Genomic DNA, 17,280 nt, shown 5'->3' with positions numbered 1-17,280 from the left:
CCCCCGCCGACGCGGGCGGCGCCTCATCCACAGGAGCCCACCCCGCGCGGCGGGCGTAGGTTGGAGGCACCCCGTTCGAAGGAGCATCCGATGACCGACATCACCGTGACCCGCGACGACGACGCATCGCGCTACGAGATCCGCTCCGACGACGTGCTCGCGGGTTTCGCGGCGTACGATCTGCGCCCCGGATCCATCCGCTTCCTCCACACCGAGGTCGACCCGGCGTTCCAGGGCCACGGGCTGGCGGGGAAGCTCGCCGCGGCCGCGCTGGCGGATGCCGCCGAGCGCGGCGAGGCGATCGTTCCCCTCTGCCCCTACATCGCGAAGTACCTCGAGACGCATGAGGTGCCGGGCGCTGAGGTCCGCTGGCCGAAGTCTCCCTCCGGGCCCGCCGGATCCGCGGGTGAGGACCCGACGGGCCGAGCGGAATGATCGGGCAGCGCCGCCTCATCCTCGAGCCGCGCGAGGTGCCTTTGGGCGGGGTGCGCGGCATGAACGTGCTGAGGGCACTGCCGCACCGCAACCTGCCGACGATCGGCGCCTGGTGCTTCCTCGACCGGTTCGGGCCCGCCGACACGAAGATGCGGGTCGAGCCGCATCCGCACATCGGGCTGCAGACGGTGACGTGGCCCCTGGTCGGCGAGATCCGCCACCGCGACTCGCTCGGCAGCGACGCCGACCTGCGCCGCGGTCAGCTGAACCTGATGACGGCCGGGAACGGCATCTCCCACTCCGAGTACTCGATCGGCGAGGGTCCGGTGCCCCTCGACGCCCTGCAGTTCTGGGTCGTGCTGCCGGATTCCGCCCGCCACGGCGCGGCCGGGTTCGAGCGCCACACCGAGCTGCCCTCCGTCGCACTCCCGGCTGACGATGGAGCGGATGCCGAGGCCACGGTCGTGCTCGGCGAGTTCGCGGGCGTGCGCTCGCCCGCCACGGTGCACACTCCGATCGTCGGTGCGGAGATCGTGCTCGCCCCGGGTTCCCGTGTGCGACTGCCGCTGGGCTCCGACTGGGAGCACGCCCTCATGCTCGTCGAGGGCGATGCCGTGGTGGCGGAGCATCCGCTCGACCGGAACGGGCTGCTCTATCTGGGCGACTCCCGCGACGAGGTCGAGGTGGCCAGCCGCGATGGCGCTCTGCTGTTCGTGCTCGGCGGCGAGCCCTTCGAGGACGACATCGTGATGTGGTGGAACTTCGCCGGCCGCTCGCATGACGAGATCGTCGCGGCGCGCGAGGAGTGGGAGGCGGAGTCCGCGACGGGCGCGGCATCCCCGCGCTTCGGCGCGGTCGAGGGTCACGACGTGCGCATCCCGGCCCCGCCGCTCCCCGACGTACGGCTCATGCCGCGCAGCCGGAAGCTCTAGCCCGATGTCGACGTCGAACACCTTTCCCGGCGCGCTCGCGCCGATGCCGGACGCCATGTCCGCCATGCTGATCTGGCCGAGCCCCGAGCCGGTCGCGCCCCCGCGATTCGTCGAAGGCTTCGAGCTCTTCGAGGCCTTAGCGCGGGACGCCGGCACCGACCCCGTCGTCCTCGCCGCCGACCTCGGCGCACTGTGGGACTTCGTTGCCGCGCACCCCGAACTCCTCGATGCTCCCGAGACGGCGGAGGCGGCGGCACGGTTCCTGGGGAACGCGATCGCTGTGGCGCATCCGGCGGCGAGGTGGCGCTTCACGAGCGAACCCGAGGTGGGCACCTCGACGATCTCGGTCCCGGTCGCCGGCCTGCTGAGGGGGATCATCGAGCACCCGGAGCAGCGCGAGCCGTTCCGGGAGATGCTCGCGTCCTGGCCGCAGGCCGACCGCGACGCCGAGGAGTTCGACGCCCTGCGGCGCGAAGAGGTCGACATCGACTTCGTGGTCGCCCCGGTTCCGTTCACGCGCCCGGTGCTCGCGGTCCCGGAGTTCGTCGACGAGTCCGGCAAGGTCATCCACTACGGATCCCGCTGGGCCGGCGGCTCGCCTCCGGAAGACGCCTACTCCCGGGTGACCCATCCGGAGCGGTTCGCCCCCGTGATGTCGGTCGTCGACGCACTCGTCGACCACCTCGAGACCTGGTACGACGTCGATGTCGACCGACGGTCCGACGAATCGGGGGCACGCGTCTGGCACCTGCGGCCCACGACAGGGGCGCAGATCACCCTCACCGGGACGGCCGAATCCGTCGTCATCCGGTCCGGAGCCCTGACCCGGGAATACGCGCCCAGTTGCACCTGCGATGCCTGCGACGAGACCGCCGAGAGTGTCGCCGACCAGCTCGAGGAGACCCTGCTCGCGATCGCCGCCGGAGGGCTGCGGGAGGTCTTCCCCGTCGGGCAGCGACGCTGGCTGCATACCGAGCTGCGCACCCCTGACGGGGGCGGACGGTCGGGCGGCGGCGAACCCGACCCGTCGTTCCCGGCCGAGGAGCTGGACGATGCCGAAGACCTCCTCGCGCGTCTCCCCGACGGCTGGTGGCCGGCCTGGACGCTGCGCACTCCCCGGTCCTGACTCAGCCCGCTGACTCAGGCGCGTTCCAGCCCTGACTCAGCCGCGCTCCGGGGTGTGCACCCGCGCGAGGAAGCGTTCCGTGCGCGGCGACGGCCCCCGCGGGTCGAGGAGCGAGACCACGACCGTCACCGCCGTGGCGAGCGGGATCGTCCAGGCGGCCGGCTGCGCGAGGTAGGGCGCGGCGACGCCGACTCCCCCGACCGCCGCGTGCACGAGCAGCGCGAGACCTGCGGCCAATCCGCCCGACACCATCCCGGCCACGGCCCCTCGAGCGGTGAGCCCGCGCCACCACACGCCGAGCAGCACCACCGGTGACAGCGTCGACGCCGCCACCACGAACACCACGCCGACGCTCGATCCGAGGCCTGCCGGTGCCGTGAGCAGCGCGACCACGAGCGGCACCAGGGCGCAGAGCACGGCCGACAGCCGGAACGACCGCACCGAGCCGGAGAACACGTCCTGGCTGATCACCCCCGCGAGCGACACGACGAGCCCGGCCGAGGTCGCCAGGAACGCGGCGAACGCTCCGGCGACGATCAGCGCGGTCAGCAGCTCCCCGAGCATTCCGGGGAAGACCCGCGAGGGCAGCAGCAGCACCACCGTGTCCGCCACCCCCGGCACGGCGAGGTCGGGAGCGGCGATGCGGGCCAGCAGGCCCATCGTGCTCGACACCGCATAGAACGCGCTCACCATGCCGATCACGATCACCGTCGTGCGACGAGCGGACACCCCGGTCGGGCTCGTGTAGAACCGCACCAGCACGTGCGGCAGGCCCATCGTGCCCAGCAGCAGTGCCAGCAGGAGGGAGGCCGTCTCGTACACGTCGAAGCCGGAGGGACCGGCCTCGACGGGGAACACGAGCGCCGGATCGAAGTCGTGCGGTCCCCCGCTCAGGGCGAAGGCGATGAAGACCACGGGCACCAGGAGCGCGGTGAGCTTGAGCCAGTACTGGAACGCCTGCACGTAGGTGATCGCCCGCATGCCGCCCGCCGCGACCGCCGCCGCCACGAGCACCGCGACGGTCACCGCGCCCACCCATTCGGGAAGGCCGGCCACGACGAGCAGGGTGAGCCCGGCGCCGTGCAGCTGCGGCACGATGTACAGCCAGCCGATGACGAGCACCGCGATGCTGGTCACCCGCCGTGCAGAAGTCGATTCCAGCCGCGCCTCGATGAAGTCGGGGATCGTGTACGCGCCGCTGCGCCGGAGCGGGGCGGCGACGAATGCGAGCACCAGCAGGTAGCCGGCGGCATAGCCGATCGGGAACCAGAAGCCGCGGGCACCGTCGAGCAGCACCAGGCCCGACAGCCCGAGGAACGTGCCGGCGGACAGATACTCGCCGCTGATCGCCGACGCGTTCCACACCGGTCGCACGGTGCGCGAGGCGACGAAGAAGTCTCCCGTCGTGCGTGAGATGCGCAGCCCGTAGACGCCGATCAGCAGCGTGGCGACGATGACGAGCGCGACCCCGATGAGGTCGAGCACCGCGTTCATTCGCGATCCCGCAGCGCCCGGTACCGGCGCTCGTTGCGGCCGGCGGTGCGCACGTACAGCACCGCGAAGACGACGATGATCGGGTAGAACGCGTACGCCTGCAGCAGCCAGGACAGCGGCAGGCCCCACACCAGGATGCGTCCGATCTCGGGGATGAGCGCGATCGCCAGGGTGAGCGCGACGACGACGACCACGAATCCGGCGACGGTCCCCAGTGCGAGGCGGAGCTGGCTGCGCATCAGGGCCCGCGCGTAGACGGCATCCGCCTCGTCCACGGGGGCACCGGGCAGTGCGATGCCGCGGGTCAGGGGCACCGGGCGCCGGTCGGGGAGATCGGCGGTGACGCGGACCCGCTTCGGCTTCTCGGTCATCCCGCGCCCTCACCGCGCACCAGCGCCTCGCGCACGGCCGGCACCATCCTCCGACTCACCGGAAGCGAGAGTCCACCGATCGAGACGGCAGCCTCCGTGCCGGACAGACGGGCCTCGGTCACGGCGGAGATGCGCACGAGCGACGAGCGGTGGATGCGCAGGAACCCGGCATCCGTCCACCGCGTCTCCAGCTCGGAGATGGGGATGCGCACGAGATGCCCCGCGCCGTCGCCGGTGTGCAGCCGCGAGTAGTCGCCCTGCGCCTGCACCCAGGTCACGTCGCTGCGCCGCACGAACCGCACCGCGGAGCCGACCGTGACCGGCAGCATCTCGTCGTCGCCGGATGCCGCGGTGTCGCCGAGCTCGACCACGCGGTCGACCGCCTGACGCAGCCGCGCGGCCCGCACAGGCTTGAGCAGGTAGTCCGCGGCTCGCAGCTCGAACGCCTCCACCGCCTTGGCGTCGTCGGCCGTGACGAACACGACCGCCGGTGGCGCGGCGAGAGTCATCAGCGCCCGCGCGAGGTCGGTGCCGCTGAGACCCGGCATGTGGATGTCGAGGAACGCGATCCGCACCGCGCGCTCGGACATCAGCCGCAGCGCCTCGGCACCCGACGACGCCGTGAGGATCTGCCCGATGCGCGGATCGGTGCGCAGCAGGTGAACGAGCTCGTCGAGCGCAGGGTTCTCATCGTCTGCGACGAGGACGTCTACCGGGGGTGCACTGTTCGTCGGCATCGTCGTCACTCGGTGTCCGGATCGTGCTGCGGCTGAGATTTCGGGACCCGCATGCGCACCAGGGTACCCGCGCCGGTGTTCGTCTCGACCACCAGACCGCCGTCCGCACCGTAGAGCTGGCGCAGCCGGGTGTCGACGTTACGGAGGCCGACGTGCACGCCGTCGTCGCTCGCGGTGAGCGTGGCGCGCAGGGCCTCGGGGTCCATTCCCACACCGTCGTCCTCGACGGTGATCTCGGTGTGCGTGCCGTCGTCGCGTGAGGCGATGCGGATCTCGCCGCCGCCCTCACCCGGCTCGAGCCCGTGCCGCACCGCGTTCTCGACGAGCGGCTGCACAGAGAGGAAGGGGATGACCGTCGCCAGGGTCTCCGGCGCGATCTGCAGCGTCACGCGCAGCCGGTCGCCGAAGCGGGCGCGCTCCAGTTCGAGGTAGGAGTGGATGCTGCCCAGTTCCTCGGAGAGCGTGGTGAACTCCCCCTGTCGCCGGAATGAGTAGCGCGTGAAATCGGCGAACTCGAGCACCAGCTCGCGGGCACGCTCGGGGTCGGTGAGGATGAACGAGGCGATCGCCGTGAGGGCGTTGTAGATGAAGTGCGGGGAGATCTGCGCTCGCAGCGACCGCAGCTCCGCCTCGGCGAGCTGGGTCCGTGATGAGTCGAGCACCCCGAGCTCGACCTGCGCGGCGCACCAGTCGGCGACCTCTTCGGCGGCCCGCACGAGCGCCGCCCCGACGGGTGCCGCGAACGCGACGACGACGCCGACCACACGGCCGTCGACGCGGATCGGCGCCCCGACGGCCTCGAGGTCGTCGTCGCGGCCCGACGCGGGGAACACCTGCCGACGCCCGGAGGCCCGGACCTGCGCCGCGATACGGACCGCCGCCGACTCCAGCCCGTCGGACGAGCCGTCGAACGAGACGGTGTCGTCGGCGCTGACGATCGCCACGGCGGCGCTGCCGAGCAGCACCCGCAGGTGGCGCGCGGCCTTGACGACGTCGGGGGCCGCCAGACCCGCGCGCAGGTGCGGAGCGGCGAGGCTCGCCTGATGCAGGGCCGTGAGCGCCGCCTGCTCCGCGTCGCTGCCGAGATCGGTCGCCCCGCGCGCGAGCCGACGGGCGAGCAGCAGCAGCAGCGTCAGGACGACGCCGCCGAGCACGCCGAGCACTGCGGCGAGAACGACGTCGGTCATGGGATCAACTACTTTCGACCGGCCGTGGCCACGAGGTCCAGCCTCGGAGCGATCGATTCGCCCATGCGTGAGATCTCCTTCTCGGGGAGGCGATTTCGACGCGCGCGATCCTGCCACGATGAGAGCGCCTCGGAGATACTCGCCATGTGCTCTCGAGCCCGGCTCTGCGTCAGGTCGCAGTCGTCCGCGAGCGCGAGCAGACCCTCGATCTCCGTGTCGTACGTGTCGGCTCCGGCGATCGAGGTCGATCGGCTCCGGGCGAGATCAGGATTCGGATTGACGTCGAAGGCGGGGCTGAGCGTCCAGGCGTTGCCATCGCTGAGGAAACCATGATTGCGCAGGTGATCATCCGTGTTGCCGAGAGCGACATTGACGATCGCGCGGTCAAAGAGATCAGAGAGCGCGGCGCGAGGGGAGCGCGCGATGTCGCGGATGGCGTCGGCGATCTCGACGTAGTCGTGGTGCTCGCCGTCGGCGGCTCCGATCGCGGTCATGGCGCTGATGTACCCGATCCGCTGCTGCTTCGCGTCCCGGTCGAAGCGGCGCAGGATGAGGACGCAGCGCTCTCCCAGGCGTGTGAGACGGAATTCTGGCACTGCGATTCCGCAGTCCGACAGCAGACCGAGAGTGGTCGCCTCCCACGCCATGACATCCCACCCGTCGCTGGAATGCGGGAACTTCGCGAACCCGAGGGATCCGTCCTCGAGACGCACGGATGCCTTCGGCCGCGCGCCACCCAGGCCTGTGGTTCCGGTGTCGAGCAGCTGCTTGACCGCCTCGGTGTAGTCGTCGTCGCCGGCGAGTTCATCGCTGCGGCGCAGGAGGTTCGGAAGTTCGACGATCGCAGGGACATGAGCTTCTGCACCGAGGAAGTCCTCGGTGCCCACGGCACGGAAGCGCAGCGCGCCCTGGCGAGTGTCGTCGCTGACACCCAAGAGGTAGCTGACGTCGTCGAGGCTCCTCGGAGCGCGACCGGCCTCGCGGGCGGCTATCCGCTCGGCCTTGTCGATGAGGTTGCGGCCCCAACGGTCCGGCGAGCTGTCGGAGAACGCCCGCAGCATCCCGGACTGGTACTGCGGTCCGGGAACGAGCTGCAGCGACGGATCGATGTTCGCGCCGCCGCGGGCGAGGTACGCCGCGTCATAGAGGAAGGTGGTGGCAAGCGACCTGCCGCTGGTGAAATGCGCCTGCCCCACCAGCTGCAGGTCGCCACGGTCGTCACCATAGACCTCGTAGTCGCTCATCGAGCGCGCGTCTTCTCGAGGCTCGAGGCGCGGAGCCTGCCGATGTCGGTGCTCAACGGATCGACGGCGTTCACGACCGCCTCGAGAATGCCGAGTGACCGCAGCACCTGGGCGACATTCTCGAACGTGACTGTCGCATTGCCGTTCTCGATCTTGCGCAACGTGTCGCGCGAGATGTTCGCTCGCTCGGCGACTTGCTGGGCGGTCAGCCCCAGCACCATGCGCCATCCGCGGATGTGCTCGCCGAACGTCTCCATGTCCCGAGCGATCCGATATCCGGCCATGCGCGCCACCTCCGCCAGTCTGTTATGACGAACATACTAGTCATAACATGCGGTTATGGCGAGCATACTGGTCATAACTCGCCTCGGATCGGCCGCTCCGCGCTCAGCAGCAGCGGGCACCGGGGTTGCGGTCCTGGTCGTCCATCCGCTCCCGCCAGAACTGCCGCTCGGTCATCGGCTCCTCGTCCGGGTGCACGCGGCGCTGATGGGCGACATAGGTCGCATAGGCGCTGTCGCCCATCAGGTTCGTCATGTACCAGCGGATGCCGCGGCCCACCCGGCCCACGGCGCCCAGGAGAGCGCGCAGGAGGGTGGTCGCGGCATCCGTCCGAGTCATGGTGTCGGCCATCTCAGTGGGACGACGCCTTGCGCTCGTCGGCGAGGATCGGCTCCCACTGCTTCTCGAGCTCGCGCTCCGCGGTGCTCGGCAGGAACCCGGCCGGGGCGAAGCGGCGCGAGGCGACCGGCTCGTCTTCGGTGTTCTCGCCGCCGCCGTTGCGGATCGCCTTGACCGTGACGATCACAGCCATGACCATCACGATGATCGCGAGGGTGACGAAGATGATCGACAGGGTGCCCTGCACGGCCGTGTTGCGGATGACCGCGTCGAGCACCTCGGGCCCACCGAGCGCGGTGTCGCCGGAGTCGCGGGCCGCCACGTACTTGAAGTGGTTCGCCCAGTAGCCGATCGCGGGGACCGGGGAGAGGATCTTGTAGAACGACGCCGTGATGGTGACGACCGCGGTGAACGCGAGCGGCAGGGCGATGATCCACAGCCACTTGAAGTAGCTGCGGCCGCGCTTGGCGACGATGGCCAGCACCACGGCGAGCGCGATCGCGGCGAGCAGCTGGTTCGCGATGCCGAACAGCGGGAAGAAGGTGTTGATGCCGCCGAGCGGGTCGGTCACACCGAGGATGAGGATCGCTCCCCAGCCGGCCACCATGATCGCGGTGCAGATCCAGACGCCGGGGCGCCACGACACGTCACGGAACTTAGGGAACCAGGCGCCGATGGAGTCCTGCAGCATGAAACGGGCGACGCGGGTGCCGGCATCCACCGCGGTGAGGATGAACAGCGCCTCGAACATGATCGCGAAGTGGTACCAGAACGCCATGAGCGCCTGACCGCCGAGGGCCTGCTGCATGATGTGCGCGAGGCCGAGGGCGAGCGTCGGAGCCCCACCGGTGCGCGAGACGATCGACTCCTCGCCGACCGCCGCTGCCGTGCCGGTGAGCATCTCGGGCGTGAGGTTCACCCCCGTCAGGCCCAGCGAGTTCACGAAGGCGACGGCGCCTTCGACCGTGCCGCCCGTCGCCGAGGCCGGCGCGTTCATGGCGAAGTAGATGCCCTGGTCGATCGAGATCGCGGCGACGAGGGCCATGATCGCGACGAACGACTCCATGAGCATGCCGCCGTAGCCGATGAAGCGCGTCTGGCGCTCCTTCTCGATGAGCTTCGGTGTGGTTCCGGACGCGATCAGCGCATGGAACCCCGAAAGCGCACCGCAGGCGATCGTGACGAACAGGAACGGGAAGAGCGGACCGGCGAACACCGGACCCATGCCGTTCTCGCCGAAGATGCTGACCGCGGGGACGGTGATCTCGGGGCGCACCAGGACGATGGCTCCGGCGAGCATGACGATCACGCCGATCTTCATGAAGGTCGACAGATAGTCGCGGGGAGCGAGCAGCAGCCAGACCGGGAGCACGGCGGCGATGAAACCGTAGATGATGATGCCCCACGCGATGGTGGTGCGGTCGAGGTGGAAGATCGCCTGACCCCACTCGGTGCCCGCGACCCAGCCGCCGCCGATGATGGCGGCCATCAGCAGCGCGAAGCCGATGATCGAGACCTCGGTGACCTTGCCAGGGCGCAGGTAGCGCAGGTAGACGCCCATGAAGAGCGCGATCGGGATTGTCATGGCGACCGAGAAGACACCCCACGGGCTCTCGCCGAGCGCGTTGACGACGACGAGCGCGAGGATCGCGACGATGATCAGCATGATCAGCAGCGAGGCGATGATCGCGGCGGTGCCACCGATCTTGCCGAGCTCCTGACGGGCCATCTGGCCGATCGTGCGGCCGCCGCGGCGCATCGAGAAGAAGAGGACCGTGTAGTCCTGCACGGCTCCGGCGAGCACGACGCCGACGATGATCCAGATGGTACCGGGGAGGTAGCCCATCTGCGCGGCGAGCACCGGGCCGACGAGCGGGCCGGCGCCGGCGATGGCGGCGAAGTGGTGGCCGTAGAGCACGCGCCGGTCGGTGGGGACGTAGTCCTTGCCGTCCTGGCGGACCTCGGCGGGGGTGGCCCGGCGGTCATCGGGCCGGGTGATGTACTTCTCGATCACCTTCGAGTAGAACCGGTAGCCGATCAGATACGTGCAGACCGCGGCGAACACGAACCAGATCGCGTTGACGGTCTCGCCACGCACGATCGCGAGCATGGTCCAGGCCACAGCACCCAGCAGGGCGATCGCCGCCCAGAGGATGATCTTCGGCAGGGTCCAGCGGTTCGCCTTCTCGTGATGCTCCTCGGTGAGGGCGACGGAGGGGAGTTTCGGGTCGGTGACGATGACGGGTTCGGTGCCCGGTGCGGTCATGGGAGTCTCCTCGGGATACGCGACATTGCGTTCCCCCACGTTAGGAAGACGCGGAGACCGGAGGCCGGGGTGGGAGCGGATGCTGCGACGAGCGGCATCGATCACGCGATGAACGGATGCCCGTGCGCGCACACAGCGCCCCGCGGAAGGGAGACCGCGGGGCGCTGTGCTGTGGGGGCTACTCCGGCTTCGGCGTCTCCGGGGCCTCCGTCTCCGGTGCGGGACTCTCCGGCGCCGGGGTCTCCGGAGCCTCGGTCTCCGGCGCATCCGGCTCCGGGGCATCCGGCTCCGGCGCATCCGTCGGCGGGGCATCCGTCTCCGGGGCATCCGTCGGCGGCGCCTGCTTCGCGGCGTCCGGCGTCGTCACCGTGACGACGGTGCGGACGGCCGAGTCGCCGTACTGGACGAGTCCGAGATAGCGGGTGCCGGCGGTCAGGCCGGTCCAGCTGAGGTCGTAGCTCGTCTTCTCACCGCGGACCGCGGCGATCGGATTCGGCGTCGCGGTGAACGCCCCGTCGCCGGCGGGCTGCACGTTGGCGTAGGACATGTCCCACGTCATCGGCCCCGTCGTCGCATACACGTTCGCCACCACCAGATAGGTGCCGGCGGTCGGTGCCGGCACCGTGACCTGCTCGTCCGCCGAGCCGGTCGCCGACTGCCAGTTCTCGTAATACCGCAGGTCGTCCGGGCTCACCACGCGGTACACGGTGAGGTCGAGGTCGCTGCCGTCGTCGTCCGACGAGTCGAGGTCGAACCGGGAGAGCGTCGTGCCCTCCGGGACGTCCACGATCCAGGCGACGTCCTTGTTCGCATCACCCGAGTTCTCATCGCCCGAGTGCCCCTCGACCGGGTTGTCCGGGTCGGTCAGGAGCTCGTAGGCGGTGAGGCCCGAGAGGTTCAGCGCCAGGTCGCCGTCGAGACCGGGGGTGATCTCCACGGACGTGCTGCCGTCGACGCCGGTGCCGGTGACCTCGGCCGGAGCATCCGCCGTGACCGGGAACACCGCGATCGGCGAACGCACCGAGTTCTTCGCACTCTTCCAGGTGAGCGAACCGGTCGCCCACTCCTCGACCGGCGCGCTCTTGTTGTCGAACGTGACGGTGAAGGTCTTGGTCTGACCCGGCTTGTCGAACTTCAACTGCTGCGGGGTGACCTTGACGTTCACGCCCGGAACGGAGGCCTTCGCGGTGAAGGTGCCCTTCTCGGTCGAGGTGACGGTGCGGGTGACGGTCTGCGCGCTGGCCAGCGAGCCGATCGAGATCGACGCCTGGTTGAGGTCGCTGCCGTCGATGGGCTCGATCCCCGGGAAGTCCGACAGGCCCTTCCCGTCGAGGAACGCCGCCCAGTCCTTGACCCCGTTGAGGTACAGCAGCCCGGGGTTCAGATACCGCTTCGGGTCGACCTGACCCGCGCCCTGCTCGAACGGGTCGGTGTTCTTCGATCCGTCGGGCAGCACGGTGTCGTACGCGGTGGTCATCATCGCCGAGCGGATCTCCGCCGGCGTCGCCTTCGGGTGCTCACCGAGGTACAGCGCTCCGAGACCTGCCACGTGCGGCGAGGCCATCGACGTGCCGGAGAGGATGCCGAAGGTCGGCTCCTCGTCGGGTCCGTTGTTCGTCGCCGCGAGGATGGCGACGCCGGGGGCCGCGACATCCGGCTTCAGCACATCGCTGCCGTCGGCCAGCATCGGCCCGCGGCTGGAGAAGCCCGCGATCTGCGGCGTCGGGGTGGTCACGCCCGTGGTGTTCTCGCCGACGAGGGTGATCGGACGGTCGACGCCGCCCTGGACGTACGCCAGCACGGCGGCGCGGTGCACGGCGTTCAGGTGCACGGTCGGCACGGCGTGGAAGTCGTTGTCGAGCGAGTCCGCGCCACCCGGCACGTTCACGAGGACCATGCCGATGCCCCCGGCATCCTTCACGACCTGCGACTTCTCGGCGCGTGCGTTGCCGCCGCGGTCGCAGACCACGATGCGCCCTGTGACCTTCGCGGGGTCGAGGGTGCCCGGCAGGCAGAGCTGCGGGTCGACCGCTCCTGCCGCGGCGGCATCCACCGCGGCGATCGACGGGCCGGTGACGCTCTCACCGAACGGCACGCTCACCGAGGCTCCGGCCTGCTCGAACCCGTCGAACTGCACGGTGCCCTCCCAGGTCGGGATGGTCGATGCGGCGACGGTCGTGTACCAGGGCGAGGCGTGGTCGGCCGTGACCGGGTCGGGGCCGTCGTTGCCGGCACTCGTCGCGACGAAGACACCCGCGGCCGCGGCGTTGAAGAACGCGAGGTCCTCCGGCGACAGCACGGTGCTCGCCGCCCCTCCGCCGATGGAGTAGTTGATCACGTCGACGCCGTCGGCGACCGCCTGATCGATCGCCGCGACGAGGTCGCTCAGAGCGCAGATGTCGTCGGTGGTGACGGTCGTGTCCGGCCCGACGTAGCAGGCCTTGTAGGCCGCGACCTTCGCACCGGGTGCGACGCCCGAGACCGTCCCGAAGTCGACGCCCTCGATGGCGGCGTCGACCTTGAAGTTACCCGCCGCGGTGCTCGCGGTGTGCGAGCCGTGGCCGTCGCCATCACGCGGCGAGAGGTAGTCGTACTGGAAGTCGAATCCGGCGGCCTCGGCCCCGGCGTAGAAGTACTGTCCGCCGATGAGCTTCGAGGAGTAGTCGCTCGTGTCCCAGTCCTGGCCTTCGACCATCGCGGCCTGGAACTGCCCGCCGTCGGACTTGTCGAAGTACACGTTGGTGCCGTCGGTGTAGGGCTGGTTGCCCTTGTGTCGGCTCTGCTGCTTCTTCTGCTTCTTGATCTTCTTGCCCTCGAAGGACGGATGCTCCGGCGCGATGCCGGTGTCGATCACGCCGACCACGACGCCCTCGCCGGCCTTCTCGACGCCGCCGGTCTGCTGCCACACTCCGCCTCGCCCCTTGCGGTCGTCGCCGAGGCCGAGGAAGTCGGTGGACGTCTGCGCGTCGGGGTGCCGGACCTCGTCCGGGTACACGCCGAGGACATCCTTCGACGCACGCAGCGCATCGACCTGCTCACCGGAGAGGTCGGCGCTGAAACCGTTGAGCGCGACCTGATAGGTGTTGTCGGGCGTGACTCCGATGTCGCCGACCAGGTCGGTCTGCTGCGTCTGCAGGTGCTTGACGTACCGCTGCGAGTCCTGCGATTGCGTCTCGAGCTGCTCGCCCTCGGCGGGCTTCGTCGCCTTCAGGCCTTTGACGTCGCCCTCATAGCTCGCGAGCGGATCGGACTTCATGACCACGATGTAGTGGCCGGGCGTGCCTGCGACCGGGACGGGATGCGTCACCTCCCCGGTCGCCGCGTAGCCGGTAGTTGCCGTCGATGCGATGAACAGAGTCGCCAGGGTGGTGGCTGCTGCCATCCGGAGGGGTGTTCGACCCATGTGGTGCTCCCGATGATCACGGTGCAACCGCGTTGCTGCACCGCGGCCAACATAGTCCCGCTCTTCGCCGCCGGAGAGAGAACTGGCCGATCGGCCAACCGGCCTTCGCCGATCGGCCAGGGTTATCCACGGCCTCCCTCCCGATAGGTCGACAGTAAGCTGGAGAGGTGGCCCGCACCCCCCTCCTGTCGACTCGAGTACTGCTCGTCTGCGCAGCGATCGGAGTGGCCACGGGCATCCTCGCGGGCATCGCCGGATGGGTGACTCCCGTGCTGCTGGCGAGCCCCCTCCTCTTCCTCTACGGACTCGTGCTCGGCTCGCACGTGCTGCCGGGGATCATCGCCCAGGAGGTGCTGCGACTGCCGCTCGTCGCCCTGATCACGCACGTGTTCGCGGCGCTGATCGCGAGTGCCTTCAACCCGGCGTGGGCGCTGCGGTTCATCGGCACCGCCCTGCTGTTCGGCCTCATCCAGGAGGGCGTCGCCGCCCTCACCCGCTACCGCGCCTGGGGGCCGTGGCGCTTCTTCATCTCGGCCGCCGTGATCGGGGTCATCGTCGCGGTCGTCGTGTTCTTCGCCGCGCACCTGTCGGTCATGGCGCCGTGGGCGCAGATCCTGTACCTGGCGATCTCGGTGCTCGGCCCGATCGCGTGGACCGCAGTGGGGCTCGCGATCGGCTCGGCGCTGCGCCGGGCCGGAGTCGCTCGGCGCTGACCCCTCGGCACCGGTCGCCTGGGCGCCGGTCGCCCCGTGCCGGTCGATGGCGGATCAGGTAAGGCTCAGCTAAGTTAGACGGGTACGATCCGTCGACCCGGGACTCCGCCGTGCGCCCATCTGCGCCCCTGCTGAGCGTGCGTGAGCTCTCGCTCACCCACGCCGATGCCGCGCACCCCTCGCCGCGCGACGTGACGTTCGACATCGGCCCCGGCGAGGTCGTCCTCCTGCTCGGACCCTCCGGATCCGGCAAGTCGACGCTCACGCTCGCCCTCAACGGCCTGATCCCGCATGCCCTGCCGGCGACCATGGTCGGCACCGTCGAGGCCGGCGGAATCGACACCGCCGCCGCGCAGCCCGCCGCTCTGAGCACGCACGTCGCGATGGTGTTCCAGGACCCGGACTCGCAGATCGTCACCGGCACCGTCTACGACGAGGTGGCCTTCGGCCCGGAGAATCTCCTGCTCGCACTCGACGTCGTGCGGGGTCGCGTCGAAGCGGCGCTGCGCCGGGTCGGGCTCTGGGATCGGCGGGACGAGAACCCGGACCACCTGTCCGGCGGCGGACGGCAGCGGCTCGCGATCGCCTGCGCCCTCGCGATGGATTCGCCGCTGATCGTGCTCGACGAGCCGACCGCCAACCTCGATCCGCAGGGCATCGACGACGTCTATGCGGCGCTGGCGGATGTGGTCGCCGCCGGAGACCGCGCGATCCTCCTCGTCGAGCACAACCTCGACGCGGCGATGGACTTCGTGACGCGCACGATCGTGCTCGATCGCGACGGCAGAGTCGTGTTCGACGGGCCGGCGGGCGAGATCATCCGCGCGCATGCCGACGAGCTCGTCGAGATGGGCGTCTGGCTGCCGGCGGCGACGCTCGCTGCCCTGCGGCTTCGGGAGCAGGGGTTCGCGCTCGATCCGTTGCCGCTGACACCGCAGGCGCTCGCGGTTGTGCTGGAGCGGGAGGGCGTTTCGTCTCGCTCCGCTCGCTCGACTGGCTCGACTGGCTCGGCTGGCTCGGCTGGCTCGGCTGGCTCGGCTGGCTCGGCTGGCTCGGCTGGCTCGGCGACCGACGAGGGCAGCGACGAGGGCAGCGACGCGAAACGCGCGGACGCCAGCCGACCCGAGCCGATCATCCGCGCCCGCGGGTTGACCGTGCGGCGCCGGCGGACCGAGATCCTGCACGGGATCGACCTCGACCTCGAGCCCGGAAGCCTCACCGCGATCGTCGGCGCGAACGGTGCCGGCAAGACGACACTGATCCAGGCTCTCGCGGGCGTCGTACCACCCCCGCGGGGGCAGGTGTCGGTCGACGGCATCGATCCGGGCACGGCCTCACCTCGCGACCTCGCCGCGCGCATCGGATTCGTGTTCCAGAACCCCGAGCACCAGTTCATCGCGCACACGGTCTTCGACGAGCTGGCGCACGGGTTACGGCTGCGGCACGTGCCGGACGCGGAGATCGCCGCGCGCGTCGAGGAGATGCTCGCGCGGTTCGGCCTCGAGCACAAGGCGGACGTGCACCCGTTCCTCCTGTCAGGAGGCGAGAAGCGACGGCTCTCGGTGGGGACGGCTCTGATCACGCGGCCGCGCGTCCTCGCGCTGGACGAGCCGACCTTCGGGCAGGACCGCGCACGGGCGGCCGAGCTCCTCGATCTCCTGCAGAACCTCCGCGCCGAGGGCACGACGATCGTGATCGTCACGCACGACCTGCAGCTCGTCGCAGAGCACAGCACGCACGTCGTGCTCCTCGCCGGCGGGCAGGTGCGGGCGGCGGGCGCCACCGCAGCGCTGTTCCGCGACCAGCAGCTGTTCGCCGATGCCGGGCTCCGCGTACCCGCGCTGCAGCGCGTGCTGGTATCCGCGGGGCTCGAGGTGATCCGATGAGCGCCGATGCCGCGGGCAGCACCGTCCGCAACACCGGCGCCGCCGGCGGAGACCGCGCTTTCGACCCGTACGCCCGGATGACGGCGACCTCGCCCCGGCAGTTCCTGTACGCCCTGAATCCGCTCGCCAAGGTCGCGGGTTTCGCCCCGGCGATGGTGCTGCTCGTGTTCGTCCGCGACCTCGCCACCCCGGCCGCGTTCCTCGTGCTCGCATACGCGCTGATCCTGGTCGGCGCCCGCCTCACGCGACGTCTGCTCGCTCTGCTGCTCCTCGGACTCCCGGCCGGGATGCTGCTGGTCGCGGTCGGATTCTCGTTGTGGGTGGATGCCGGGCTCGTCGACGGCAGCACGCCGGTGGTGCGGATCGGCGACTGGACGCTGTACAGCGGCGCTCTGGTGATCGGCGCGGCGACCGCGCTGCGGCTCGGCTCGATCATGGCGCTCGCCCTCGTCGGCGGACTCACCACCAGCGGCCCCGACCTCGTACGGGCGAGCGTGCAGCAGCTCCGGGTGCCCTACCGCGTCGGCTACACGGCGCTCGCGGCGTTCCGGTTCGTGCCGCGATTCGGACATGAGCTGGCCGTGATCCGCGCGGCGCATCGGGTGCGCGGGTACCACGGCGGGCGCGGACCGTTCGCCCGTATCGCGCGCGGTTGGGGCTACATCGTGCCGCTGCTCGCCGGGGCCATCCGCCATGCCGAGCGCGTCGCCCTGGCGATGGATTCCCGGGCGTTCGGCGCTCATCCCACCCGCACCGAGCGGCATCTCGTGCCGTTCCGCACGCGGGACACGGTCTTCACTCTCGCGACACTGCTGGCGTCCGCCGCCATCTTCGTCGCCCTCTTCCCCTGGCAGCTTCCCTGAAA

At 70.3% G+C, this 17,280-nt stretch carries 15 protein-coding genes; 6 read left to right on the top strand and 9 right to left on the bottom strand.

The annotated features are described in order from the left end of the window. Positions 1–90: 90 nt before the first annotated feature. From ACCO44_RS02875 to ACCO44_RS02865, 3 genes are read left to right on the top strand one after another with little or no spacing between them, the layout of a single operon-like run. Positions 91–435 carry a GNAT family N-acetyltransferase gene (locus ACCO44_RS02875; protein ID WP_372468264.1) on the top strand — a complete coding sequence of 115 codons (345 nt, stop codon included), beginning with the start codon at positions 91–93 and terminating at the stop codon, positions 433–435. Further along, positions 432–1,367: a pirin family protein gene (locus ACCO44_RS02870; RefSeq protein ID WP_372468263.1), complete on the top strand. Its 936-nt coding sequence runs from the start codon at positions 432–434 to the stop codon at positions 1,365–1,367. The genes ACCO44_RS02875 and ACCO44_RS02870 overlap by 4 nt, the downstream gene beginning before the upstream one ends. A 4-nt stretch (positions 1,368–1,371) precedes the next feature. After that, positions 1,372–2,493, top strand: coding sequence for a DUF6226 family protein (locus ACCO44_RS02865; protein ID WP_372468262.1), 1,122 nt, complete (start codon positions 1,372–1,374; stop codon positions 2,491–2,493). A 36-nt stretch (positions 2,494–2,529) separates the two neighbouring features. Here the strand turns inward: ACCO44_RS02865 and ACCO44_RS02860 are convergent, their stop codons facing one another. The 9 genes from ACCO44_RS02860 to ACCO44_RS02820 all read right to left on the bottom strand — a co-directional run bounded on the left by ACCO44_RS02860 (position 2,530) and on the right by ACCO44_RS02820 (position 13,795). After that, positions 2,530–3,987 carry a cation acetate symporter gene (locus tag ACCO44_RS02860; protein ID WP_372468261.1) on the bottom strand — a complete coding sequence of 486 codons (1,458 nt, stop codon included), beginning with the start codon at positions 3,985–3,987 and terminating at the stop codon, positions 2,530–2,532. Then, entirely contained in the window at positions 3,984–4,358 is a 375-nt protein-coding gene (locus ACCO44_RS02855) for a hypothetical protein (RefSeq protein ID WP_029261300.1), read from the bottom strand. Before ACCO44_RS02855 ends, ACCO44_RS02860 begins: the two co-directional genes overlap by 4 nt. After that, a complete protein-coding gene (locus tag ACCO44_RS02850; protein WP_372468259.1) occupies positions 4,355–5,095 on the bottom strand; it encodes a LytR/AlgR family response regulator transcription factor in 741 nt (246 codons plus the stop codon). Before ACCO44_RS02850 ends, ACCO44_RS02855 begins: the two co-directional genes overlap by 4 nt. A 5-nt stretch (positions 5,096–5,100) precedes the next feature. Further along, positions 5,101–6,282: a sensor histidine kinase gene (locus ACCO44_RS02845; RefSeq protein WP_372468257.1), complete on the bottom strand. Its 1,182-nt coding sequence runs from the start codon at positions 6,280–6,282 to the stop codon at positions 5,101–5,103. 8 nt (positions 6,283–6,290) lie between these two features. Continuing rightward, positions 6,291–7,526, bottom strand: a complete 1,236-nt coding sequence (locus ACCO44_RS02840; protein ID WP_372468256.1) for a type II toxin-antitoxin system HipA family toxin — start codon at positions 7,524–7,526, stop codon at positions 6,291–6,293. Then, entirely contained in the window at positions 7,523–7,810 is a 288-nt protein-coding gene (locus ACCO44_RS02835) for a helix-turn-helix domain-containing protein (RefSeq protein ID WP_372468255.1), read from the bottom strand. Before ACCO44_RS02835 ends, ACCO44_RS02840 begins: the two co-directional genes overlap by 4 nt. Before the next feature lie 103 nt (positions 7,811–7,913). Next, on the bottom strand, positions 7,914–8,159 hold the full coding sequence (locus ACCO44_RS02830) for a YbdD/YjiX family protein (RefSeq protein WP_372468253.1): 246 nt from the start codon (positions 8,157–8,159) through the stop codon (positions 7,914–7,916). 1 nt (position 8,160) lies between these two features. Beyond that, a complete protein-coding gene (locus tag ACCO44_RS02825; RefSeq protein WP_372468252.1) occupies positions 8,161–10,413 on the bottom strand; it encodes a carbon starvation CstA family protein in 2,253 nt (750 codons plus the stop codon). Between the two features lie 178 nt (positions 10,414–10,591). Then, complete coding sequence (locus ACCO44_RS02820) at positions 10,592–13,795, bottom strand: S8 family serine peptidase (RefSeq protein WP_372468251.1); 3,204 nt, start codon at positions 13,793–13,795, stop codon at positions 10,592–10,594. Between the two features lie 188 nt (positions 13,796–13,983). Here ACCO44_RS02820 and ACCO44_RS02815 point away from each other — a divergent pair, with 188 nt between their 5' ends. The 3 genes from ACCO44_RS02815 (at position 13,984) to ACCO44_RS02805 (ending at position 17,278) form a co-directional block, all read left to right on the top strand. Further along, positions 13,984–14,529 carry an ECF transporter S component gene (locus ACCO44_RS02815; RefSeq protein WP_105712044.1) on the top strand — a complete coding sequence of 182 codons (546 nt, stop codon included), beginning with the start codon at positions 13,984–13,986 and terminating at the stop codon, positions 14,527–14,529. Positions 14,530–14,639: 110 nt separating this feature from the next. Continuing rightward, positions 14,640–16,415, top strand: a complete 1,776-nt coding sequence (locus ACCO44_RS02810; RefSeq protein WP_372468250.1) for an ABC transporter ATP-binding protein — start codon at positions 14,640–14,642, stop codon at positions 16,413–16,415. A 77-nt stretch (positions 16,416–16,492) separates the two neighbouring features. After that, complete coding sequence (locus ACCO44_RS02805; protein WP_372469441.1) at positions 16,493–17,278, top strand: energy-coupling factor transporter transmembrane component T; 786 nt, start codon at positions 16,493–16,495, stop codon at positions 17,276–17,278. Positions 17,279–17,280 lie beyond the last annotated feature (2 nt).

The organism is Microbacterium maritypicum (genome assembly GCF_041529975.1).
In the GTDB taxonomy this organism is placed as follows: Bacteria; Actinomycetota; Actinomycetes; order Actinomycetales; family Microbacteriaceae; genus Microbacterium.
This window is presented reverse-complemented; position numbering and strand designations above follow the sequence as displayed.

What these genes read in the sequence shown, in the direction of transcription:
- ACCO44_RS02875 (WP_372468264.1), top strand. Translation starts at nt 91, where the DNA reads ATGACCGACATCACCGTGACCCGCGACGACGACGCATCGCGCTACGAG.
- ACCO44_RS02870 (WP_372468263.1), top strand. Translation starts at nt 432, where the DNA reads ATGATCGGGCAGCGCCGCCTCATCCTCGAGCCGCGCGAGGTGCCTTTG.
- ACCO44_RS02865 (WP_372468262.1), top strand. Translation starts at nt 1,372, where the DNA reads ATGTCGACGTCGAACACCTTTCCCGGCGCGCTCGCGCCGATGCCGGAC.
- ACCO44_RS02860 (WP_372468261.1), bottom strand. Translation starts at nt 3,987, where the DNA reads ATGAACGCGGTGCTCGACCTCATCGGGGTCGCGCTCGTCATCGTCGCC.
- ACCO44_RS02855 (WP_029261300.1), bottom strand. Translation starts at nt 4,358, where the DNA reads ATGACCGAGAAGCCGAAGCGGGTCCGCGTCACCGCCGATCTCCCCGAC.
- ACCO44_RS02850 (WP_372468259.1), bottom strand. Translation starts at nt 5,095, where the DNA reads ATGCCGACGAACAGTGCACCCCCGGTAGACGTCCTCGTCGCAGACGAT.
- ACCO44_RS02845 (WP_372468257.1), bottom strand. Translation starts at nt 6,282, where the DNA reads ATGACCGACGTCGTTCTCGCCGCAGTGCTCGGCGTGCTCGGCGGCGTC.
- ACCO44_RS02840 (WP_372468256.1), bottom strand. Translation starts at nt 7,526, where the DNA reads ATGAGCGACTACGAGGTCTATGGTGACGACCGTGGCGACCTGCAGCTG.
- ACCO44_RS02835 (WP_372468255.1), bottom strand. Translation starts at nt 7,810, where the DNA reads ATGGCCGGATATCGGATCGCTCGGGACATGGAGACGTTCGGCGAGCAC.
- ACCO44_RS02830 (WP_372468253.1), bottom strand. Translation starts at nt 8,159, where the DNA reads ATGGCCGACACCATGACTCGGACGGATGCCGCGACCACCCTCCTGCGC.
- ACCO44_RS02825 (WP_372468252.1), bottom strand. Translation starts at nt 10,413, where the DNA reads ATGACCGCACCGGGCACCGAACCCGTCATCGTCACCGACCCGAAACTC.
- ACCO44_RS02820 (WP_372468251.1), bottom strand. Translation starts at nt 13,795, where the DNA reads ATGGCAGCAGCCACCACCCTGGCGACTCTGTTCATCGCATCGACGGCA.
- ACCO44_RS02805 (WP_372469441.1), top strand. Translation starts at nt 16,493, where the DNA reads ATGACGGCGACCTCGCCCCGGCAGTTCCTGTACGCCCTGAATCCGCTC.